Genomic DNA, 17,682 nt, shown 5'->3' on the forward strand with positions numbered 1-17,682 from the left:
TTGAGTCGAAGAGATGGCCAATGACGAAGACCCACAAGGCTCCGGGTTGGCGGATAACGGCGAGGTTTGACGTGGAAGAATTCACCTGGAGTGTCCAGGAGAGTCGATGCGCTCTAGGGCACTACCGCGTCACCAGCCGCCACGTGTCGGAGTATGTCCCTTCCGTGCATCGTCGGGCATCGACATTTCTGCCCGCAAACCAAGGAGCCGGATGGGCCGGGCCGGCTCGATCCTTGCTGTGAGATCCAGGGCTCGGGCGATGACTTCCTTCCGTTCGAATGTCTCGGGAATCTTCCTTGCGTAGGTCTTGGTGAAGAACGGCGCATAACGGACCTTGAGCGTCAGCCCGACCACCGGCCGCCCTTCAGCTACCACATCCTGAAGTACGCGAGCCGCTAACTCCCTTATAGCGTCGTCCACCTGGGCAGGCTCGGTCAGGTCCCGCTGGAAAGTGGTTTCGCGGCTGTGTCCGCGGGCAACCCACGGGGTGTCGTCCACCATGCTGGCGCCGTCCCCGCGGCCGAGCTCCGCATACCAGGGACCCATCCTGGGGCCGAACTCCGGGACCAGGTCTGGGGGGTCGGTTCCTGCGAGCTCGGCGACTGTGTTGATGCCGAGTTTCGCCAGCCGGCCCGAGACTTTGGTTCCGACGCCCCACAGGTCCCTGGTGGGCCGACTGCCCATAAGATCGAGCCAGTTGCCGGCAGTGAGACGGAAGACGCCAGCCGGCTTGCCGAATCCGGTGGCGACCTTGGCTCGGACCATGGTGTCGCCGATGCCCACGCTGCAATGCAAATGCGTTCGCTCCAGGACAGCGGCCTGCACCTGCCGGGCGTAGGATTCCGGGTTCTCGGTCTGGATGCCCAAAAAGGCTTCATCCCAGCCCAGCACCTGCACGGTGGCGCCGGGCTGCGCGCGCAGGGTAGCCATCACCGCGTCCGACGCCGCGAGATAAGCCTCGTGATCGACGGGCAGGATGACGGCGTCTGGCACTTTCCGGGCCGCGATGCGTAAAGGCATTCCTGAACCCACGCCGAACGCCCGGGCTTCGTAGGATGCGGTCGACACCACAGCACGTTCCGTGGGGTCCCCCCGACCGCCGACAATGATCGGCTTGCCCGCGAGCTCGGGCCGGCGGAGTACTTCGACCGCCGCGATGAACTGGTCGAGATCAACGTGCAGCACCCACCGGATTCCGCTCACGCCACCAGTCTGCCCTAATCGTCATGCGAGGAGCACACTTTTTACGCCAGACCCGGCAGGAGGGTGGGATGGGAGTTGCAGGATTTTTTGCGTCCATAAATCAGCGCAGTGCGGCGTGTCTACGGCCCGGCGGAGAATCCTGCCTACAGGTGCCGCCGGCGCCACGCCGACAACCAGGGCGAGCCCGCGGCCCGCGCCCTGGCCGAATACCACCACGCGATCAAACGGGTAGCAGGGTAGGACGAAAATCAATCAAGCTGTCTTACGAACTTGACGGGCGCAGTCCGCCATAGAGCGGGGTGTTGGAACAGCTTGCGTCGGTGGACCGGACACAGACACGACAGCGGGGCGCCCGTCATGCGGCCCCGCTGTCAATGGGGGTATTGGCACACGTCGTTGCTTCGTACGCCGTTAGCGGAGCGGCGACAGTGACGGCCGCGTCCCTAGTTCTCGGAGTCAACAACCTGGACTGCGACGGCCAAGGTGCCGTCAGCCAGGCTGCCCCAGGCGTACACGATCGTGTTTTTGCCGGCCTCGACGGTGATGTCGGCCGGCCCAATCACCGGGTCGGTGGTCCCGGCCGCGGCAACGGACGCCGAATTTGTTCCGGCCTTCAGCTTCAGGGTGGCCTCATCCGGATTGCTGAGCCCTCGATCACTGCCGTTCCGCCAGCCAGGACGTCCACGGCGGGTGCTGCGGCCACGTGCCTGACCGTCAGCTTTCCTTTGTTGTCGTTGCGGGGAGCCTTAGTGTCGTTGGTGAAGAGTGTGGCCGTGGGGGCACCGTCGGCGTCGGGGTGGGCCACCGCGGTGTAGTTGCCGCCGTCGTCGAGTTCAACGGTAACCGGCCCGATCACCGGGTTGTCCGCGCTGGTGGCATCCGAGGCGGTGATGGCGATATGGTAGTCGCCGGCAGCGAGTTCCAGGGGACCGGCCACGGTTCCGGGGGTGAAGTCATCTAGGGTGAGGGTGCCGTTGACCCATACGTCCACAGTCAGGCCGGGCACGGCGTGCAAGACCGAGAGCTTGGCGGTGTCGTGGTGGTGCCAACCGCCGGCCTGCGCTGGAGCCGCGAAGGTCCCCGGCACCTCGCGTTGCTCTGCCATGAACCCGACATCGAGCCGGTCACCCCTGAACTGCTCGAGTACCTCGGCTGTGGTCAGAGGCAGAGATACGCAGCTCGACCCCAGGGTGCCGGCTCCGCACCGTGCTTGTCAGGGAAGACACACCTCGGCTCGCCATGGCACCGACGAAACCGACTCGGACCAATCCGTGTTCGCCGTCACCAGCATTACGCGCCGCGCGCACAGCCGCGTCCGCGCCGGCCAGAGTTTCCTGGCAGCGGGGCAGGAAAGCCGTTCCCGCCATGGTCAGGCGCACCGAGCGTGAACTGCGTTCCACCAACTGGACGCCGATATCCCGCTCGAGCTGGCGGATCTGTTGGCTCACGGCAGGTTGGCTGACGTGGAGGACGAGAGCAGCACGGCCATAATTCAGTTCCGTGGCCACAGCCACAAAGGCACGCATCCAGCGAAGTTCCATAAGCCAAGGTCACACCCGATCTTTGGCCAGCCCTCGGCGTAAGGGGCGGTCAGGTCCGGAGCCGCCCCCTGCCAACTTCGAGGAATCAACCGCGTGTCCGGGATGGTCTGATCGCGTGGTCACCGGGCAGTTCCAGCAGTTCATGTAACCAGCGTTCTGCTAGCCGGGCCCCGGGTCTCCCATGGTTTGCCAGCAGGCGTCCCTGACTTTGGTAACGAGGGGTGAGTCGGTCATGTCGTTGCTGTAGATCAGGCTGATGCGGGAGACGGCGTTGGTGTCTTGGATGTCCAGGTATACGAGGCCGGGGATGGCGAAGGCGCGGAGGGATTCCGGGACGACTGCGATGCCGAGGTGGGCGGCGACCAGCCCGAGGATTGTGGGGAACTGGACGGCCTGTTGGGCGAGGTCGAAGTCGACGTCGGCGGCGTGGAGCAGTGCGGCGATGTGGTCGAAAAGCCGCGAGATCCTGTCCCTTGGGAAGGCAATAAACCGCTCCCCCTTCAGTTCTCCGAGTCCGACTGAGGGGCGGGGCGCCAGGGGGTGGTCTGCCGGGACGGCCACCACCAGGCGTTCGTTTTGCAGGAGTGTGGTGCCCAGGCCCGGCACGGTCCGGACTTCCCGGGCGATTCCGGCGTCCAGGGCGCCGGCGGTGATGAGCTCGATCTGCGAGTCGGTGGTTTCCTCGCGGAGCTCGAGGTCGATGCCGGGCCAGTGGGACCGGAGTTCCCGCACCACCGGAGGAAGGGCCGAAATCGCTGCGGAGGAGACGAAACCGACACGCAACTTGCCGATTTCGCCGTCGCGGGCCTGCCGGAGGGCCGCGGTCATGGCCCCGTACTGGCTGAGAAGTTTCCTGGCATGCGTCAGGAGTAGTTCGCCGTCGGCGGTGAGCTGCACGTTGCGGGAGTTGCGCACAAACAGCTGGGTCTTGCACTCCTCTTCGAGTTTGCGGATCTGCTGGCTCAGCGGCGGCTGGGCCATATGCAGCCGCTCTGCGGCCCGGTTGAAGTGCAGTTCTTCGGCCACTGCGACGAAAAGCTCCAAGCGACGAAGGTTCATAAGAACAAGACTAAGTGAGTATCGATGGGAGTCAAATAGATACTTCAGTGGGCGGGGTTTCGGGTTTACCGTTGATCGTGAGGACAGTCACAGATCAACAAACACTAAGAGGTTCAAGAATGCCCGTCATGACCAAGCCCGCCAACAGCTTCATCAACGGTAGTTGGGTTGAAGGGACCGGGGACACGACGTCCCGGTTCAACCCGGCGGCACCGCAGGAAGCGGTCACCACCTATCACCAGGCCGGTTCCGAAGAGCTGGCGCAGGCGATCCAGGCTGCTACCGACGCGGCACCAGCATGGGACAAGCTGGGGATTCTGGCCCGGGGCCGGATCCTGTCCTCTGCCGCGGCACTGATCCGGGAACGGGCCGAGGAGATAGCCCGCGTCATGACGGCCGAGCACGGTAAGACGCTGGCGGAGTCAAGGATGGAGGTCGGTGCGTCCGCCGACACGTTCGAGTACCACGCAGGCTCTGCCAGGAACCCGGTCGGCACCGAATACCCTTCCAGCCACCCGGATGAGCGGATCCTGACCGTCCGGCGCCCGCTGGGAATCGTCGGTGTAATCACGCCCTGGAATTTCCCGCTGCAGATCCCGGCCTGGAAAATCGCACCGGCACTGCTGCACGGCAACACTGTGGTCTGGAAGTCCGCCAGCAACACCCCCGGAGTGTCCGTCCTGCTGATGGACATCCTGGCCGCGGCCGGTGTTCCGGCCGGCGTCGCGAACCTGCTCCTTGGCCCGGGTCCGCTGGGCTCTGAACTCGTTTCCCACCCGTCAGTGGCAGGCGTGACGTTCACCGGATCGGTTCCGGTGGGCCACCACATCCGCGGGATTGTCTGCGGCCGCGGCGCGAAACTGCAGATGGAACTCGGCGGACACAACGCCACCCTCGTCCTGCCCGATGCCGACGTCGAACTGGCCGCGTCCAGCGCCGTCAACGCCGCGATGGGTTCCACCGGCCAGAAGTGCACGGCCACCCGGCGGATCATCCTCGTCGGCGACGGGCACGAGGCATTCCTGGCCAAGGTGAAGGAGAAAGTCTCCGCACTTGTCCTGGGCCCGGGCACTGACCCGTCGGTGCAGATCGGCCCCGTAGTTTCCGGCTCCGCCCGCGATGAAATCAATGCCGCGATCGAGACGGCCATCACCGAGGGCGGGGAAATTCTGGCGCAGGCCACCGCTCCCGCTGCGGAGGGGCACTACGTCCTGCCTACCGTGTTGACCGGGCCGGCGTCGATGACAATCTGCCGCGAAGAGGTCTTCGGCCCCGTTGTCACCGTTCTCCGCGCCGCCACCCTCGACGAAGCCATCGCGTTGGCCAACAACACCGACTTCGGCCTCACGGCCGCGGTGTTCACCAGCGATGAGCGCGCCGCCCGGCAGTGCGTGACCTACCTCGACGCCGGCCTCGTGAAGGTCAACGCTCCCTCGACCGGGTCCGAACTGCACGCCCCGTTCGGCGGGATGAAGGATTCAACCTTTGCCGGCCCCCGGGAGCAGAACAGTACCGTCGCCGCGGCCTTCTTTACCCACGAAAAGACCGCATATCTCCGTCTGGCACCAGCGAAGGCATGATCATGACACTTCAGGACGAACGAACCGAACACGGGCTCCGGACCCCGGAGGAAGTGCTCTCCGGCGCCGATATGAACGGGGCCTGGGCCACCCGGCACAGCTTTGCCCGCACCATGCTCCGCCGCGCCGCCGCCCGGGGATGGTCCGTGGCCCGTACCCGCATGGATCTGGACGCCGATGCCCGGGGCACCGCCGTCTACACCGTGGACGCCGAAGGCAGGCAGCTGACTTTCATCGCTTTCTGCCGCAGCCTGGAGGAAAGCGAACGCACCGACCGGGTCATCGCCGACGCCTGGGACGTTACCGCGGCCCTCATCGAAGGGGACCTCACGCCCGAGCGCGAAGCAGAGCTTCGGCTCAACGTTCCGGTCCAGGAGCGCGGCCGTGTCGACCCGGACACCATCATCCTGACCCGGGCGAACCGCAGCGCACGCTTTTTTGACTACGTCAGCGACTGCCTGGCCGCCGGGTCCCAGCCCGACGTCGACATCATCGGACCCAGCCCCTACCTGATCCGCAGCACTGCGTTCTACGGCAACGGAAAATTCGGGCTCAAGGAATTCGCGGACATCCCCGCCGACCACCCCCTGGCCGTGCCGTACCGGTCCCAGATGCTCACCGCCTGGCTGCTGCGTGAACTGAGCATGGACATGGTGGAACACGTCGCCCGCGCCAAAGCAACTGCGGCCGGCACCACCGCGGTCCCCCTTGACCCGGAGTGGGGCAAATACCTGGGATTGGGCAACGCCACCGGACTGGGCATGGTCCCGTTCGTGATCAACCACCCGGCATATCTGGATGCCTGGTGCCGGCTGCGGGAAACTCCCCTCGCCGCCGGCCTCGGCCGGGACTACGCACCCGGGCACCCGGACCTTGCCCGCGTCGCGGAACTCCTCGCCCAGGCTGACCGCCACCTTGAAGAAAAACACGCACTCCACACCGCCCCGTTCCTGCCCACCGATGCGATCCGGCCCCAGCTGCAGCAACTCCTGAGCGAGCTGCAGACCCACACGGCCTCCGCGACGGAACCCGCGCCGGTCCTGGCACGCCTCCACGACAGTGCCGCACGACTCAGCCCGGAGGCCCGGGGGATCTTTGCCTCTATCGTCATTGAACTCCGTACCGACTTCGACGAGGACGCCGAGTCCCTGCTCAGAGTTGACGGCGCCGTCCCGTTCGACCCAGCCATGCGCTGCTGGGAACTGAAGCAGTTGCTGGAGGCCAACTACGCCTGGGCCCGCGGCTACGACTTCACCGATCCGGAGAGGACGGGCTATTACTGGTTCTCCTCCGCGGCCAACGAAGAACCCCGCCGGGCACTGCGAGAGGCCCGGCCCGCCGGCACTCCCGAGCACTGCACCGACATCGCCCGCCGCATCAATGCCCTCGCCACGGACCTCGAGCGGTTCCCGGCCCACCAAAGCATCGCGGACTTCCTCCTGGCACACCCCGGCCACCGCTTCGCCGCGGCCCGGGTCCAGCAGACCCGGCCTTACCTCTACGGGGAGCTGCAGGACAACCTCATCGACACCGAGTTCCTGCCCCTGAGCACCCAGCGCTTCCAGCTGGCCAGTTACGGGATGAACAACTTCAGTCCACAGTCCACGGACTGGCTGCGCGTGACGTTGTTCAGCGGAGCCCCCCGCGCGGTGGATATCAACCACGGGACGGACGAGGACGACTGGCTCTTCCCGACGGCGCCGAAGGGGCCGCAACAATGAGCCTGCACGAGCAGCTGACCGTCGTGGACGGGCTGCAGATCAGCAACTGGAGCCGCCCCGTCCTGGAGGAACTGCGTACCGGCGGCGTCAGCGCGGTCAACGCGACCTGCGCTGTCTGGGAAAACGCCGCGGACACCCTCCGGTCCGTCGGTGAGTGGCTGGACCTCGTCAACCGCAACCCCGACCTTGTGTTCCTCGCCGCCACCGGGGCAGACATCGACGCTGCGAAGCAGCAAAACAAGATCGCCGTGTTCCTGGGGTTCCAGAACGGCAGCCCGTTTGAAGACGACTACCGATACGTTGAGCTCTTCCACCGGCTCGGCGTCCGGATCGCCCAGCTGACGTACAACAACCAGAATCTGATCGGCAGCGGGTGCTTCGAAGCCGACGATGCCGGACTGACCCGCTACGGGCGGGTGATCGTGGAAGAGATGAACCGGGTGGGCATGCTCGTCGATCTCTCCCACGTCGGGTACCGGACCAGCCGCGACGCCATCGAAGCGTCCTCGGTGCCGGTCTCCGTCACCCACTCCAACCCGCTCTGGTTCTTTGACACCCCGCGGAACAAACCCCACGACGTCATCCAGCCCCTCGTGGACCGCGGCGGCGTCATCGGCTGCTGCCTCTACCCCACCGTCAGCGGCGGTGAACACGTCACCATCGAAAGCTTCTGCACCATGGTGGCCCGCATGGTGGACCAGTACGGTCCCGGCAGCGTCGGTATCGGCAGCGACTGCACCCGCGGCTGGGATCAGGAATTCGTCGGCTGGCTCCGCAACGGCCGCTGGCAACCGACCGATCCACAGAACACGCCGACCTGGCCCCTCTGGCCGGACTGGTTCACCGGCCCCCAGGACTTCCCCCGGCTCACCGACGGCCTCGCAGCCGCAGGCCTCACGGACCACACCATCGCCGCCGTGATGGGCGGCAACTGGGCCCGGCTGTTCACCAACGTCATGGACACAACAAAGGAACACGCGCATGTCTGACACCATCACCGGAGACGCCCCCGATCGCCAGCTGACGGACCGCACCATCGACGTCCAGCCCCGCGAAATCAAAGAAGCGGCCTTCCGGTCCCTCTGCGCCGCCGGTACAGACCCCCTCGAAGCCCAGGAAGGAGCCCTCGCAGTCCTCCGCGCCGAAGCCGAAGAACACGCCGGACTACGCCTCCTCGAACAACTCCTGGACGCGGACTGGGCGACACCCCTCCGGCCGGCAGCCGCCAGGGACACGTCTTGGTTGGGAGGCACCCTGCGCGAGCTTGACCCGGCCGGACAGCCGCCCCTGCGGACCGCCCTCCAACTCCTCGACCTGGCAAGCGACACCCAAGACGGCGAAGTCTCCGTGATCCGCACACCGGACGCCCGCATCCCGGGACTTCTCTGGAACGACCTGGTCCTCAGGCGCACCGCCTCCCTGGGCCGCCGGATCGTCATCGCCACCGCCCATGCCGGGACGGCACCGGATGTCGGATCCACCACGGACTACCTCACCGTCCGGGACGGAGTTCTTTCGGCCACGCAGACCCTGGCGTCGGAGGCAGTCACGGCCCTCCTGCCCCAAACCAACGCGGACAGCACCGTCGTCATGGTCCTGCCCGAACCGGTCCCTGCGCACCCAACATCAACCACCATCCCGCCCAAGCCCCTGAAAGTGTGTGCAGAAGAATGGCAAAGCATGTACCAGCTGTCCCGGAAGTACCTGGTGCCGGACGCATGAGCGCCATCACCCGGACCCAGTTCACCGACGGCAAACCCCGGCCCTACTCCGCCTCCGCAGCAACCGGCGGCATCATCTACCTGTGCGGGCAGATACCGGCCCGGGACGACGGCACCGTCGCGGCCGACATCGCCGGCCAGGTGACCCAGGCGTTCGACAACCTCGAAGCCGCCCTCACAGAAGCAGGGTCAAGCCTGTCCCACCTGCTCAAGCTCACGGTCTTCCTGGCCGACCTTGACGAATTTGATGAGTACAACGCCGCCTACCTCACCAGGCTCAGCGGCCACCCCCTGCCTCCCAGGACCACCGTGCAGGTTGCCCGGTTCAGGGGCGAAAAACGCATCGAGATCGATGCGGTCGCAGCCGCAACAGCCTGACCGGACCACGGCCACGGATCTGTTGGGTACCCAACGTCGTATTCCCTCTTCCCAGATCGGAACCACCATGCTTTCCCACGCAGCACCCGGGTCTCAAATGACCATCGATTCAGCGCCGCTGAACTCCTTCCACAAACGCCTTACCCTCTTCAGCTCAGGGGGCCCGTTCCTCGACGGATACATCCTGGCCATCATCGGCATCGCCCTGGTCCAGGTCATCCCGGCCTGGCAGATGAATGACTGGTGGAACGGTCTCATCGGCGCCTCCGCCCTGATCGGTGTCTTCCTCGGCGGGCTCGTTTTCGGCAACATCACCGACAAAATCGGGCGCAAGCTCATGTACACGATCGACCTCATGGCCATCATCGTCTTCTCTGTGGCGCAGTTCTTCGTCCAGGAACCCTGGCAACTGTTCGTCCTCCGGCTGCTCATCGGCATCGCCGTCGGCGCCGACTACCCCATCGCCACCGCCCTGGTCGCCGAATTCGTCCCCGCCACCTGGCGTGCGCGGCTCCTCGGCGGCCTGAACGCCATGTGGTTCGTCGGCGCCACCGTCGCCGCGTTCGTCGGCTACTGGCTCCTCTCCTTTGAAGATGGGTGGCGCTGGATGCTGCTCTCCTCCGCCGTGCCCGCCGTCCTGATCCTCATCGCCCGGGCCACCATCCCCGAATCCCCCCACTGGCTCGTCGGAAAAGGCCGCCACCAGGAAGCCCTGGCCATCCTGAAGAAAACCATCGGCGAAGGCGCCACCCTGGACGGCATCACCGCCCACGACCCCAACGCCGCCAAGCTCAGCACCGGCCAGGCCTTCAAACTCGTCCTGACCGGCGGCTACCTGCACCGGGTCGTCTTCATCTCCATCTTCTGGACCTGCACCATCGTCACCTTGTTCTCCATCTACGCCTTCGGACCCCAGATCCTGGCCCTGTTCAACCTCCAGTCCGGTGACGAAGCCAACATCGGCTACGGCCTAATCAACCTCTTCTTCCTCGTCGGCAACGTCGCCGCGCTCCTGGTCGTGGACAAACTCGGCCGCCGCCCCGTCCTGATCTGGGGCTTCATCCTCTCCGGCGTCGGCCTGCTGTTCCTGGCGCTCTTCCCCGCAGCACCACTGGGCCTGATCGCACTGGCTTTCGCCTTCTACGCCATCTTCAACGGCGGACCGTCGATCCTGGAATGGATCTACCCCAACGAACTGTTCCCCACCAAGGTCCGCGCCACCGCCGTCGGGCTCTGCACCGGCACCAGCCGCATCGGCGCCGCCATCGGCACCTTCGCCACCCCGCTGGCCCTGACACACCTCGGGCTCTCCGGCACCATGTGGATCGCCGCCGGCATCGCACTCCTCGGAGCCGCAGCCAGCTACTTCATGGCCCCCGAAACCAAAGGCCAGAACCTCGAAGAAGCAGCCGCCCTCCACGCCTGACACCCACCACCCACCAACCGCTGCGGGAGCACCCGTCCCTTCGGGGATGAGGGCTCCCGCCACAGCGTCCGGCGAATCCACCGCATCCGTGTCCGAAAGAAAGCAAAGCGGCAGGGATCCCGGCCCATCCACCGGCCATAAAGTCTCCCACCGCCCCGCAACCGCCTGACGGGCCGTACGGCGCAGACAATGAACCAACAATGAAGGTGCCCGGCAACCCCGATCACCCGGCAGCCGGCCGTACCCGACAGGCGGGCAGCCTCCAGGACGTGGCAGCCGGGGCCCTCGTCCCGGAAGCGGGCGGACGATGACCCAGAGAACCCTCGCCCCGGACACCTCCGGTCCCCGGTCCGTGCGGCCGGGCTGAAGTCCGCAGGCCATGTCATTGTCGATTCACTCCTCGCCCACGGGGTCCGGCGCGCCCATGTGGTACCCGGATAGAGCTATCTCTATGTCCTGGACGGGCTGCACACCTCTCCGATCGAGACCATCGCCTGCCGTCACGAGGGTGGCGCCAGTTACATGGCAGAAGCCGACGGAAAGACGAACCAGCTGCCAGGTCTCGCCATGGTGACCCGGGGACCCGGCGCAGCAAACCCCCACGTCCGGCTGCACACGGCCTGCCAGGACTCCACCCCCATGGTGCTCTTTGTCGGCCTCATAGCCCTTCGCCCACCCCTCTGTACTGGCCTGGGACATAGAAAGGTTTCAACTTTTCATCTCGAACAGTTGACTTGAACGTCTGTTCATGTCAGTATATTCACAATATCGTGACCAATATCACAAGATGGGTGTTTATTATGCGTAGTCAGACCATCGAACATTTAGAAGTCCTCGTTCCCACACCCGGTCAACTTCACGAGTTACTCAACGATGCAGAAGCCATGCTCCGGCAGGCGGCAATGGCGCAACGGTCTGCCGGCATCATGGTCACCCGCCATCATCCCGGCCGGTACACATTAGATCTCAGTCCAACGGTTCCCTTTGGGGAGACCTGGGAGCGGAATCTCGCGTGACCGTCTGATGGTGGCCGTCCTGCCGGGCCATCACCGTGGATCCATTCCATCTAGTCTTGTTGGCCAATGACACGCTCGTCGGGGTCTGCCAACGGGTTTCCCGGGGATCAAACGGGCGGCCGGGGCTGAGAACGAACAAGGCCTGGAGCTCATGGAAGGCACAGTGCCGCGCCTTCCGCCGGCCGCCTGTCATTGATGAACCCCTCTCCTTCTCAGAGGGGGAGGTTGAAAAAAGGAGTGTTCAATGAGCGAGAAACTGCGTTGGGGCGTCCTGGGTAGCGCCCGGATCGTCCGCAAGACAATTCCGGCGTTGCAGGAAACGAAGAACGGTGAGGTCGTAGGTTTCGCGTCCCGCACCTTGGAAAAGGCTAGGGAGTACGCCGACAAGCACGGCGTCCCACAGGCGTTTGGCTCTTATGAGGCGCTGCTCGCTTCCCCCGACATCGATGCGGTCTACATTGCGCTGCCCAACGCGTTGCACCTGGAATGGATTCTAAAATCCTTGGACGCAGGCAAACACGTCCTCTGTGAAAAGCCCTTGGCGATGAGTGCCGCCGAGTGCGATGAGATTGCACGCAAGGCCGACGAGACCGGGCTCAAAGTCCTAGAAGGGTTCATGTACCGTTTTCACCCGCGTTTCGAGAAGCTGCAAGAGCTGCTCGCGGCAAATGTGGTGGGCACATTGACTTTTGTCCACGTCGGTCACTCCTTCGATGCGGGCGGGGACGACAACATCCGCTGGTACGCCGGGCTCGGCGGCGGCGCACTTTTCGATACGGGGTGCTACTGCGTCAACATGAGCCGAATGGTCACCGCGCAGGAGCCGGCTCACGTCGCCGCCTTTGGTAACTACCGCGACGCCAACGACGGCGGTCTAATCGACACCAGCATTGCCGGGATGCTGCGCTTTCCCGGTGGTGCAACGGCGCTTTTTGATACCGGAGTGAACCTCGAGCGCCGCAACTTCTTGGAACTCACGGGCACCGAAGGCCGGCTCTACCTCGACAATCCTTTTGGGCTCTTGGAGGAGGATTCGGTCCTGGAGGAGCATCACTTCGGGCAGGACACCATTTATCACCAAGTCAAAGGCGAAAACCACTTCGTCCGGATGGGCGAACACTTCGCCGACAGCGTCCTCAACGGTAGGCCGCTCCGCTACAATCTCACGGACGCGGCAAACAACGCGCGGGTGTTGGAATCTCTCAACAGGGCAGCGCGGAAACCACATTCTGACGCCGTCCCAAGCGTTAGCTGAAGATTTCGCCGCTCGATCCGGAGACGCCGACCGCAAGCTGGTCTTCGGTCTTCCTGAAGGCTGCCACGATTGCGTTGATCCCGTCGCCCGAGTAGGCAAAGACTTTGTCCACTCCCATTGATGAAGCTGATCCAGCAAATCGCCCCAAACTGTTGCGATTCCACAGGCGATCTGCCCGAAATCCATTCCACATCGCCGAGAAAGAAAGACGCCGCATCCATGACCCAGCTCAATGAACGCACCATCCCTGTCTCCGGAGCCGATACCGCTGACGTGAGCCGACCCTTGCGACCCGTGATCGGGCAGACGTTTGACGCTGTCCTGTTCGATATGGATGGCACTCTCATAGACTCGACCCCCGCGGTGCGTCGGGCCTGGCTCGCCTGGTGTGCCGAACGTGGACTCGATCCATCGTTCCTGGACGGCGCCCACGGCCAGCCGGCCCGGGACATTGTGGCTTCCCTGGTTCCGACCGAGGAGTTCGACGAAGCCTTTGAGCGCATTCAACAAATCGAGATCGCCGAAGTCGGCGGCATCACCGTCCTTCCGGGAGCCGCCGAAGCGCTCTCGGCCATCAATGAATATCGCAAAGCGATTGTCACCTCGTGTACGCGGCCCCTGGCTACGGCACGAATCACGGCTTCCGGACTGGTGCCACCCCGCGTGGTAGTCACCTTCGACGACGTGGTGCGCGGCAAACCGGACCCTGAACCCTTCGCGCTCGGCGCCCAGCGGCTGGGTTTCGACCCCGGCCGCTGCCTCGTCGTCGAGGACGCAGCGGCTGGTCTGCGCTCCGCGCATGATGCCGGGTGCACGACCCTGGCGGTGGCGGGTACACACGCAGCGGCGGATCTGAATGCTGACCTCGTTATCACCAGCCTGGTTGACCTCGAATTCTCGGCAACTGCGGGCGGTATCCACATCGCGCGGCGTAAGTCCCCAGACAGGTAATCCCCCGGCTGCCAACAGCGTCCATGAAGCGCCTACCTATGCCTCGAAGGTATTCCAATGTCATCGATGACATTGTCATCTAACTTTGGCCCGATGCACCCGCGTGGAGTTCGGCGCTTCGTGGCGGCGTTCTGTAATCGCTCGATGTCGCAGTTGTCGGCAGCAGGCGCCGTCTTGCATGGCTAGGGATATGAGCCGTCTCACCGGCTGGGTGACCGCTCCGGCGTCAGAGCTCTGATTTTCGCGGAATTGTCATTTCAGAAGTCGTCTGCACCAGTCCATGCGGCAGGACGGGGCGAGTGCAGGCGACTACTGAGGTTGAATTGTCAGAAGTCCCGTGCACCCTCGTGCACTCTTCAAGAATCTTCTGCACCAATCTCGCGCCACGGCGCTGTGGCTGCTGCGCACCGGGTCGCTGATCGACTGGCCGATTGGATTCGACGATTTGGACTAGCGTTGACCGATGATTCAACCGCATCCACTCAGCGAGAGCGTTCGTTGCTGCCGGTCCCGGCGGTGCGGGTGCGCCAGGCGCGCCCGTCCAGGGAGGCAAAGAGCTCATCGGCCCGCCACTCGGTCCCCAGCAAACCAGGGCCGGGAGTGATGACGCGTTGGTTCATGGGCACTGCCATGACGTCATGCATGCCGCGGGCCTCCAGCCGGCGGCGCAGGCCCGTGTGTTGGCCATAGCCTGCGTACCCGGTCGTCCATGCGGCCTCTATCCCGGCGTCCAGGGCGCGTTCGATCATGTCGGCGGCGAGCACCGGTTTCGTGGCCATGGCCCGGTCCTCCGGGATTCCCGCACGTGTGCAGCGTTCCCGGTCCTCGGTCCAGGCTTTGGACAGGTACAGCTCCCGGTCAAGGAAGGTGCGTCCCAGCGGTGACGCGTAGGCCAGGAATACCCCGATCTGAGAGTTCTCCACCCTCCCGGCCGTGCCGGAGTACTGGCGGGCCACCCCGGCCGAAGCGGTGCCCTTCTTCAGGAACCCCGTTTCGTCAATCGCCAGAATCCCTCCCCGGGTCCCCCAGATGCCGAGCTTCACCGCTGAGGCCGCATTTTCGGTCGCACGAAGACGCCCCCTTCCTGCAACCAGGGTGGGAGGCTAATGCAAATGCAGTTAGTACAGGGACTTCGGAACTGACATTCGGGAAAGGGCCGGAGCAGCCGTTCGGTGCCCGCTCCGGGATCCCTATCCGGACGGATCGTCTGCGGTGAAGAACAGGATCCGGCAGGAACGTCACCATCGCCTCGGAACACAGCGCCACGAGATCCTTGGGTGGCCCGAAGCCCGCGCTGATTCGACGCCGGGCACTCAGCTCCTGGTCTCGTACCTGGTAAGGACCACACCGTCGGGAAACGTCCGGGTCTCCACCAGGCTCAGGTTCACCCAGTTGTCCAGGGCTGTGAAGAACGGCGTGCCGCCGCCCACCAGGACCGGATGGGTGACGATCGCGTACTCGTCGATCAGCCCGGCCCGCATGGCCGCCGCGGCGAGTGTGGCACCGCCGATGTCCATGGGGCCGCCGTCGTCGGCCTTGAGCCGGGTGATCTCGGTGACCGCGTCGCCGGTGACCAGGCGGGTATTCCAGTCGACCGTGCTGGTCGTCGAGGAGAACACCACCTTCGGCATATCCCGCCAGCGGCGGGCGAACTCGATCTGCGCCGGTGTGGCGCCAGGCTGCTGGTCGGCTGTCGGCCAGTGCGAGCTCATCGTCACCCACAGTTTGCGCCCGTACAGCGCCAGGCCCGTCGCCCCCACCCGGTCGGACCACCATTGGAACAGCTCGTCACTCGGTACGCTCCAGCCGAGGTCGTCGCCGGGCGCGGCGATGTAGCCGTCCAGGCTCAGGTTCATGCCGAAGGTCAGTTTGCGCATGGCGCCAGTCTCCCGTGAGCCGGTATTGGCTGTACAGACCAGCACGGCGCGGAAGAGTCATCGGTCAGGCCGCACCGAGGGCCAGTTGACCACCACGCCAAGCAGATGCTCCGTACGGAAAGGATCCTTTACGGGACAGTGAGCAGGGTCTGCCGACTCCGGGCTATATATCCATCATGGATAGTCAGGCCAACGTGAGGGCGCGAGCAATCTGCCGCTGGGAGCAGACGGGGCTGATCCCGCCCCACCAGATGCCTTCCTAGTGGGCATTTGTGGAGGGGTTGGTCAGGTTGAGGCTAATGGTCTGGCCCGGGGCCAACTCCCCGGAGGACAGGTCTGTGAAGGCGTACCAGACGCGGGCGGTGCCGGTGAGCGGGCGGTTCGCCCATTCCAGATTCGCCTGCTCCGGAACTCCGAAACGGAAGGAGATCTTTCGCTCGGTGTCCCCGGGCGCGGTGGTGTAGGTCTGGGGTATCCCGTCAACGTCGGCGGTGAAGGTGCCTTGGGCGCCGTCGATCTTTAGCTCGCCGGGCATGAGTCTCACCCTGGTCTCCGCGGGGATGGGCCGGTCCGCGGTCAGGGACGGGTTGTACTGCAGCAACTGGTCGGTAGTGCACCGGAATTTGAAGCCGAGGCTGTCGAACGAGTCACCGTCGACGGTGGTGTAGAAGGTGGTCTGGCCGAATGAATTGTTGACGGTTGTTCCTCAACCGGAGGCTGTCGACCGGATTTTTCTGCAGCTGGATGTGGTTGCCGGCACGGACAATGTAGGTGTTGCCCTTTTCGTACACGCACGGGACGTTGTTCGCTTCGGCCAGCTGCTCCTGGGTGATTCCGAACCGGTAGGTGATCCCGCCAAGGGTGTCATCGGCTTCAATGACATAGCTAGTGGGGATGCCGTTTTCGTCGACAGTAGCCGTCCCCTTCGCGCCCTTGATCGGGCCTGGAGGTGGGATCAGTCGAAGCTTTGTGTTGGGTGCCAACGTGCTCCCGGGCTGAAGCCCATTGAATTCAGCGAGTTTCTCTCGGTGATGTGGAAGGATGCAGCCACTTCCGCTGACATGTCACCGGGGACGGTGGCGTAGTAATCCACGTTCCCAAACGAATCGGTAACCGTCGGCCCCGTCAGGGAAGACCTCCCGGGGTCGGCCGGTGCCGTTCCAGTCGTGACGACGGCTGGCGACGCCATCACCTTTTCGATCGACGACGGTCCCGACGTTCATGCGGCCAACCCGGCTGACAGCAAAACGGCGAGTACCGCAACTCGAAAGCCCGTTCGCGGGGCCTTCCTATCAATTGAGAAACCGCTGGCTCCAGCCATCACAAACCCCCATGCGCTCCGACCCGCGGAGTCTTTTTCCGAATAGACCAACTGAGCGTAAAGGACGAATACCTCGCCGGTCACTAGCGTCCGACGACATGTTCTCCCTATGAACAGGAGCAAAGATCGCCACCGGAGGGTGTGAATCGCAGAGCTATTTGGCGCGTAAGTCGCAGAGATAAGTGGCAGGAGGGCGCGCCGTTTAAGGATCCTCCAGCAGTGCACCGGCTTAAATGGTGTCGTGCAACCGTTCGGTGCTTCTCAATTGGCTGGGCTTGTGTGTCCAGCTACTCGTGTCCTCTTCGATGAGCAACCCCTCCGAGGCGTAGAAACCTGAGTTGTCACGCTCGATGCCGAGGGCGCGGCAGTAGTCGTTCAGGGACTCAAGCGTGAACCGGTCGGGGATCTTCTCTGCCGTGTAGCTATCGAGGTTCTCGAAGGGCTGCGGATCGCCGAAGGGGGTCCAAAGCCAGCGGGACTAGTAGCTCGCCCGGATGGAACGGACGTGCCGTGCTCCCGAATGGATCGCTGCCGTAGCCCCTACGTGTCAGGGTTGGGTGAGGCCAGTACCTCATAGCAACTTCGTCTAATTCGTAGGGCGAGAATCAGGATCATCACCAATGTCTGTCTCCA

At 64.4% G+C, this 17,682-nt stretch carries 16 protein-coding genes and 3 pseudogenes; 10 read left to right on the top strand and 9 right to left on the bottom strand.

What is annotated here, in order from left to right:
* Nucleotides 1–129: 129 nt before the first annotated feature.
* The 4 genes and pseudogenes from ABIB45_RS17230 to ABIB45_RS17245 form a co-directional block, all read right to left on the bottom strand.
* Nucleotides 130–1,203, bottom strand: coding sequence for a DNA polymerase IV (locus ABIB45_RS17230; protein WP_502914540.1), 1,074 nt, complete (start codon nt 1,201–1,203; stop codon nt 130–132).
* A 443-nt stretch (nt 1,204–1,646) separates the two neighbouring features.
* Nucleotides 1,647–2,308 (bottom strand): annotated as a pseudogene (locus ABIB45_RS17235) (DUF4397 domain-containing protein).
* A 19-nt stretch (nt 2,309–2,327) separates the two neighbouring features.
* Entirely contained in the window at nt 2,328–2,744 is a 417-nt protein-coding gene (locus tag ABIB45_RS17240; RefSeq protein WP_354217061.1) for a LysR family transcriptional regulator, read from the bottom strand.
* A gap of 159 nt (nt 2,745–2,903) precedes the next feature.
* Nucleotides 2,904–3,803: a LysR family transcriptional regulator gene (locus ABIB45_RS17245; protein ID WP_354217062.1), complete on the bottom strand. Its 900-nt coding sequence runs from the start codon at nt 3,801–3,803 to the stop codon at nt 2,904–2,906.
* Between the two features lie 128 nt (nt 3,804–3,931).
* Between ABIB45_RS17245 and ABIB45_RS17250 the strand changes: the two genes are divergently transcribed.
* From ABIB45_RS17250 to ABIB45_RS17290, 9 genes and pseudogenes are all read left to right on the top strand, one after another.
* Complete coding sequence (locus ABIB45_RS17250) at nt 3,932–5,383, top strand: aldehyde dehydrogenase family protein (RefSeq protein ID WP_354217063.1); 1,452 nt, start codon at nt 3,932–3,934, stop codon at nt 5,381–5,383.
* A gap of 2 nt (nt 5,384–5,385) precedes the next feature.
* Nucleotides 5,386–7,104, top strand: coding sequence for a hypothetical protein (locus tag ABIB45_RS17255; protein WP_354217064.1), 1,719 nt, complete (start codon nt 5,386–5,388; stop codon nt 7,102–7,104).
* Nucleotides 7,101–8,093: a membrane dipeptidase gene (locus ABIB45_RS17260; RefSeq protein WP_354217065.1), complete on the top strand. Its 993-nt coding sequence runs from the start codon at nt 7,101–7,103 to the stop codon at nt 8,091–8,093. Before ABIB45_RS17255 ends, ABIB45_RS17260 begins: the two co-directional genes overlap by 4 nt.
* Nucleotides 8,086–8,826 carry a hypothetical protein gene (locus tag ABIB45_RS17265; protein ID WP_354217066.1) on the top strand — a complete coding sequence of 247 codons (741 nt, stop codon included), beginning with the start codon at nt 8,086–8,088 and terminating at the stop codon, nt 8,824–8,826. Before ABIB45_RS17260 ends, ABIB45_RS17265 begins: the two co-directional genes overlap by 8 nt.
* Nucleotides 8,823–9,203: a RidA family protein gene (locus ABIB45_RS17270; RefSeq protein WP_354217067.1), complete on the top strand. Its 381-nt coding sequence runs from the start codon at nt 8,823–8,825 to the stop codon at nt 9,201–9,203. Before ABIB45_RS17265 ends, ABIB45_RS17270 begins: the two co-directional genes overlap by 4 nt.
* 97 nt (nt 9,204–9,300) lie before the next feature.
* Nucleotides 9,301–10,629 (top strand): MFS transporter, encoded by a 1,329-nt coding sequence (locus ABIB45_RS17275; RefSeq protein ID WP_354217068.1) that lies wholly within the window; start codon nt 9,301–9,303, stop codon nt 10,627–10,629.
* A gap of 363 nt (nt 10,630–10,992) precedes the next feature.
* A pseudogene (locus ABIB45_RS17280) lies at nt 10,993–11,347 on the top strand (thiamine pyrophosphate-binding protein); the annotation flags it as partial.
* Nucleotides 11,348–11,399: 52 nt separating this feature from the next.
* Nucleotides 11,400–11,645 (top strand): hypothetical protein, encoded by a 246-nt coding sequence (locus tag ABIB45_RS17285; protein ID WP_354217069.1) that lies wholly within the window; start codon nt 11,400–11,402, stop codon nt 11,643–11,645.
* Between the two features lie 244 nt (nt 11,646–11,889).
* Complete coding sequence (locus tag ABIB45_RS17290) at nt 11,890–12,900, top strand: Gfo/Idh/MocA family protein (RefSeq protein ID WP_354217070.1); 1,011 nt, start codon at nt 11,890–11,892, stop codon at nt 12,898–12,900.
* On the opposite strand, the gene ABIB45_RS17295 is transcribed toward ABIB45_RS17290, so the two are convergent.
* On the bottom strand, nt 12,893–13,018 hold the full coding sequence (locus ABIB45_RS17295; protein WP_354217071.1) for a hypothetical protein: 126 nt from the start codon (nt 13,016–13,018) through the stop codon (nt 12,893–12,895). The two genes, ABIB45_RS17290 and ABIB45_RS17295, sit on opposite strands and share 8 nt — an antisense overlap.
* Before the next feature lie 101 nt (nt 13,019–13,119).
* Between ABIB45_RS17295 and ABIB45_RS17300 the strand changes: the two genes are divergently transcribed.
* Nucleotides 13,120–13,851, top strand: a complete 732-nt coding sequence (locus ABIB45_RS17300) for an HAD-IA family hydrolase (RefSeq protein ID WP_354217072.1) — start codon at nt 13,120–13,122, stop codon at nt 13,849–13,851.
* Between the two features lie 497 nt (nt 13,852–14,348).
* On the opposite strand, the pseudogene ABIB45_RS17305 reads toward ABIB45_RS17300, so the two are convergent.
* The 4 genes and pseudogenes from ABIB45_RS17305 to ABIB45_RS17320 all read right to left on the bottom strand — a co-directional run.
* Nucleotides 14,349–14,864: pseudogene (locus ABIB45_RS17305) on the bottom strand (IS701 family transposase); the annotation flags it as partial.
* A 300-nt stretch (nt 14,865–15,164) separates the two neighbouring features.
* Nucleotides 15,165–15,728 (bottom strand): dihydrofolate reductase family protein, encoded by a 564-nt coding sequence (locus ABIB45_RS17310; protein WP_354217073.1) that lies wholly within the window; start codon nt 15,726–15,728, stop codon nt 15,165–15,167.
* 259 nt (nt 15,729–15,987) lie between these two features.
* Nucleotides 15,988–16,263 carry a LysM peptidoglycan-binding domain-containing protein gene (locus tag ABIB45_RS17315; protein ID WP_354217074.1) on the bottom strand — a complete coding sequence of 92 codons (276 nt, stop codon included), beginning with the start codon at nt 16,261–16,263 and terminating at the stop codon, nt 15,988–15,990.
* Between the two features lie 112 nt (nt 16,264–16,375).
* Nucleotides 16,376–16,711 carry a LysM peptidoglycan-binding domain-containing protein gene (locus tag ABIB45_RS17320; protein WP_354217075.1) on the bottom strand — a complete coding sequence of 112 codons (336 nt, stop codon included), beginning with the start codon at nt 16,709–16,711 and terminating at the stop codon, nt 16,376–16,378.
* Nucleotides 16,712–17,682 lie beyond the last annotated feature (971 nt).

Origin of the sequence: Arthrobacter sp. UYCo732 (assembly GCF_040547265.1) — a bacterium.
Taxonomy (GTDB): Bacteria; Actinomycetota; Actinomycetes; order Actinomycetales; family Micrococcaceae; genus Arthrobacter.

Coding starts and splice junctions, on each gene's coding strand:
- ABIB45_RS17240 (WP_354217061.1), bottom strand. CDS start 2,744: ATGGAACTTCGCTGGATGCGTGCCTTTGTGGCTGTGGCCACGGAACTG.
- ABIB45_RS17245 (WP_354217062.1), bottom strand. CDS start 3,803: ATGAACCTTCGTCGCTTGGAGCTTTTCGTCGCAGTGGCCGAAGAACTG.
- ABIB45_RS17250 (WP_354217063.1), top strand. CDS start 3,932: ATGACCAAGCCCGCCAACAGCTTCATCAACGGTAGTTGGGTTGAAGGG.
- ABIB45_RS17255 (WP_354217064.1), top strand. CDS start 5,386: ATGACACTTCAGGACGAACGAACCGAACACGGGCTCCGGACCCCGGAG.
- ABIB45_RS17260 (WP_354217065.1), top strand. CDS start 7,101: ATGAGCCTGCACGAGCAGCTGACCGTCGTGGACGGGCTGCAGATCAGC.
- ABIB45_RS17265 (WP_354217066.1), top strand. CDS start 8,086: ATGTCTGACACCATCACCGGAGACGCCCCCGATCGCCAGCTGACGGAC.
- ABIB45_RS17270 (WP_354217067.1), top strand. CDS start 8,823: ATGAGCGCCATCACCCGGACCCAGTTCACCGACGGCAAACCCCGGCCC.
- ABIB45_RS17275 (WP_354217068.1), top strand. CDS start 9,301: ATGACCATCGATTCAGCGCCGCTGAACTCCTTCCACAAACGCCTTACC.
- ABIB45_RS17290 (WP_354217070.1), top strand. CDS start 11,890: ATGAGCGAGAAACTGCGTTGGGGCGTCCTGGGTAGCGCCCGGATCGTC.
- ABIB45_RS17295 (WP_354217071.1), bottom strand. CDS start 13,018: ATGGGAGTGGACAAAGTCTTTGCCTACTCGGGCGACGGGATCAACGCA.
- ABIB45_RS17300 (WP_354217072.1), top strand. CDS start 13,120: ATGACCCAGCTCAATGAACGCACCATCCCTGTCTCCGGAGCCGATACC.
- ABIB45_RS17310 (WP_354217073.1), bottom strand. CDS start 15,728: ATGCGCAAACTGACCTTCGGCATGAACCTGAGCCTGGACGGCTACATC.
- ABIB45_RS17315 (WP_354217074.1), bottom strand. CDS start 16,263: ATGCCCGGCGAGCTAAAGATCGACGGCGCCCAAGGCACCTTCACCGCC.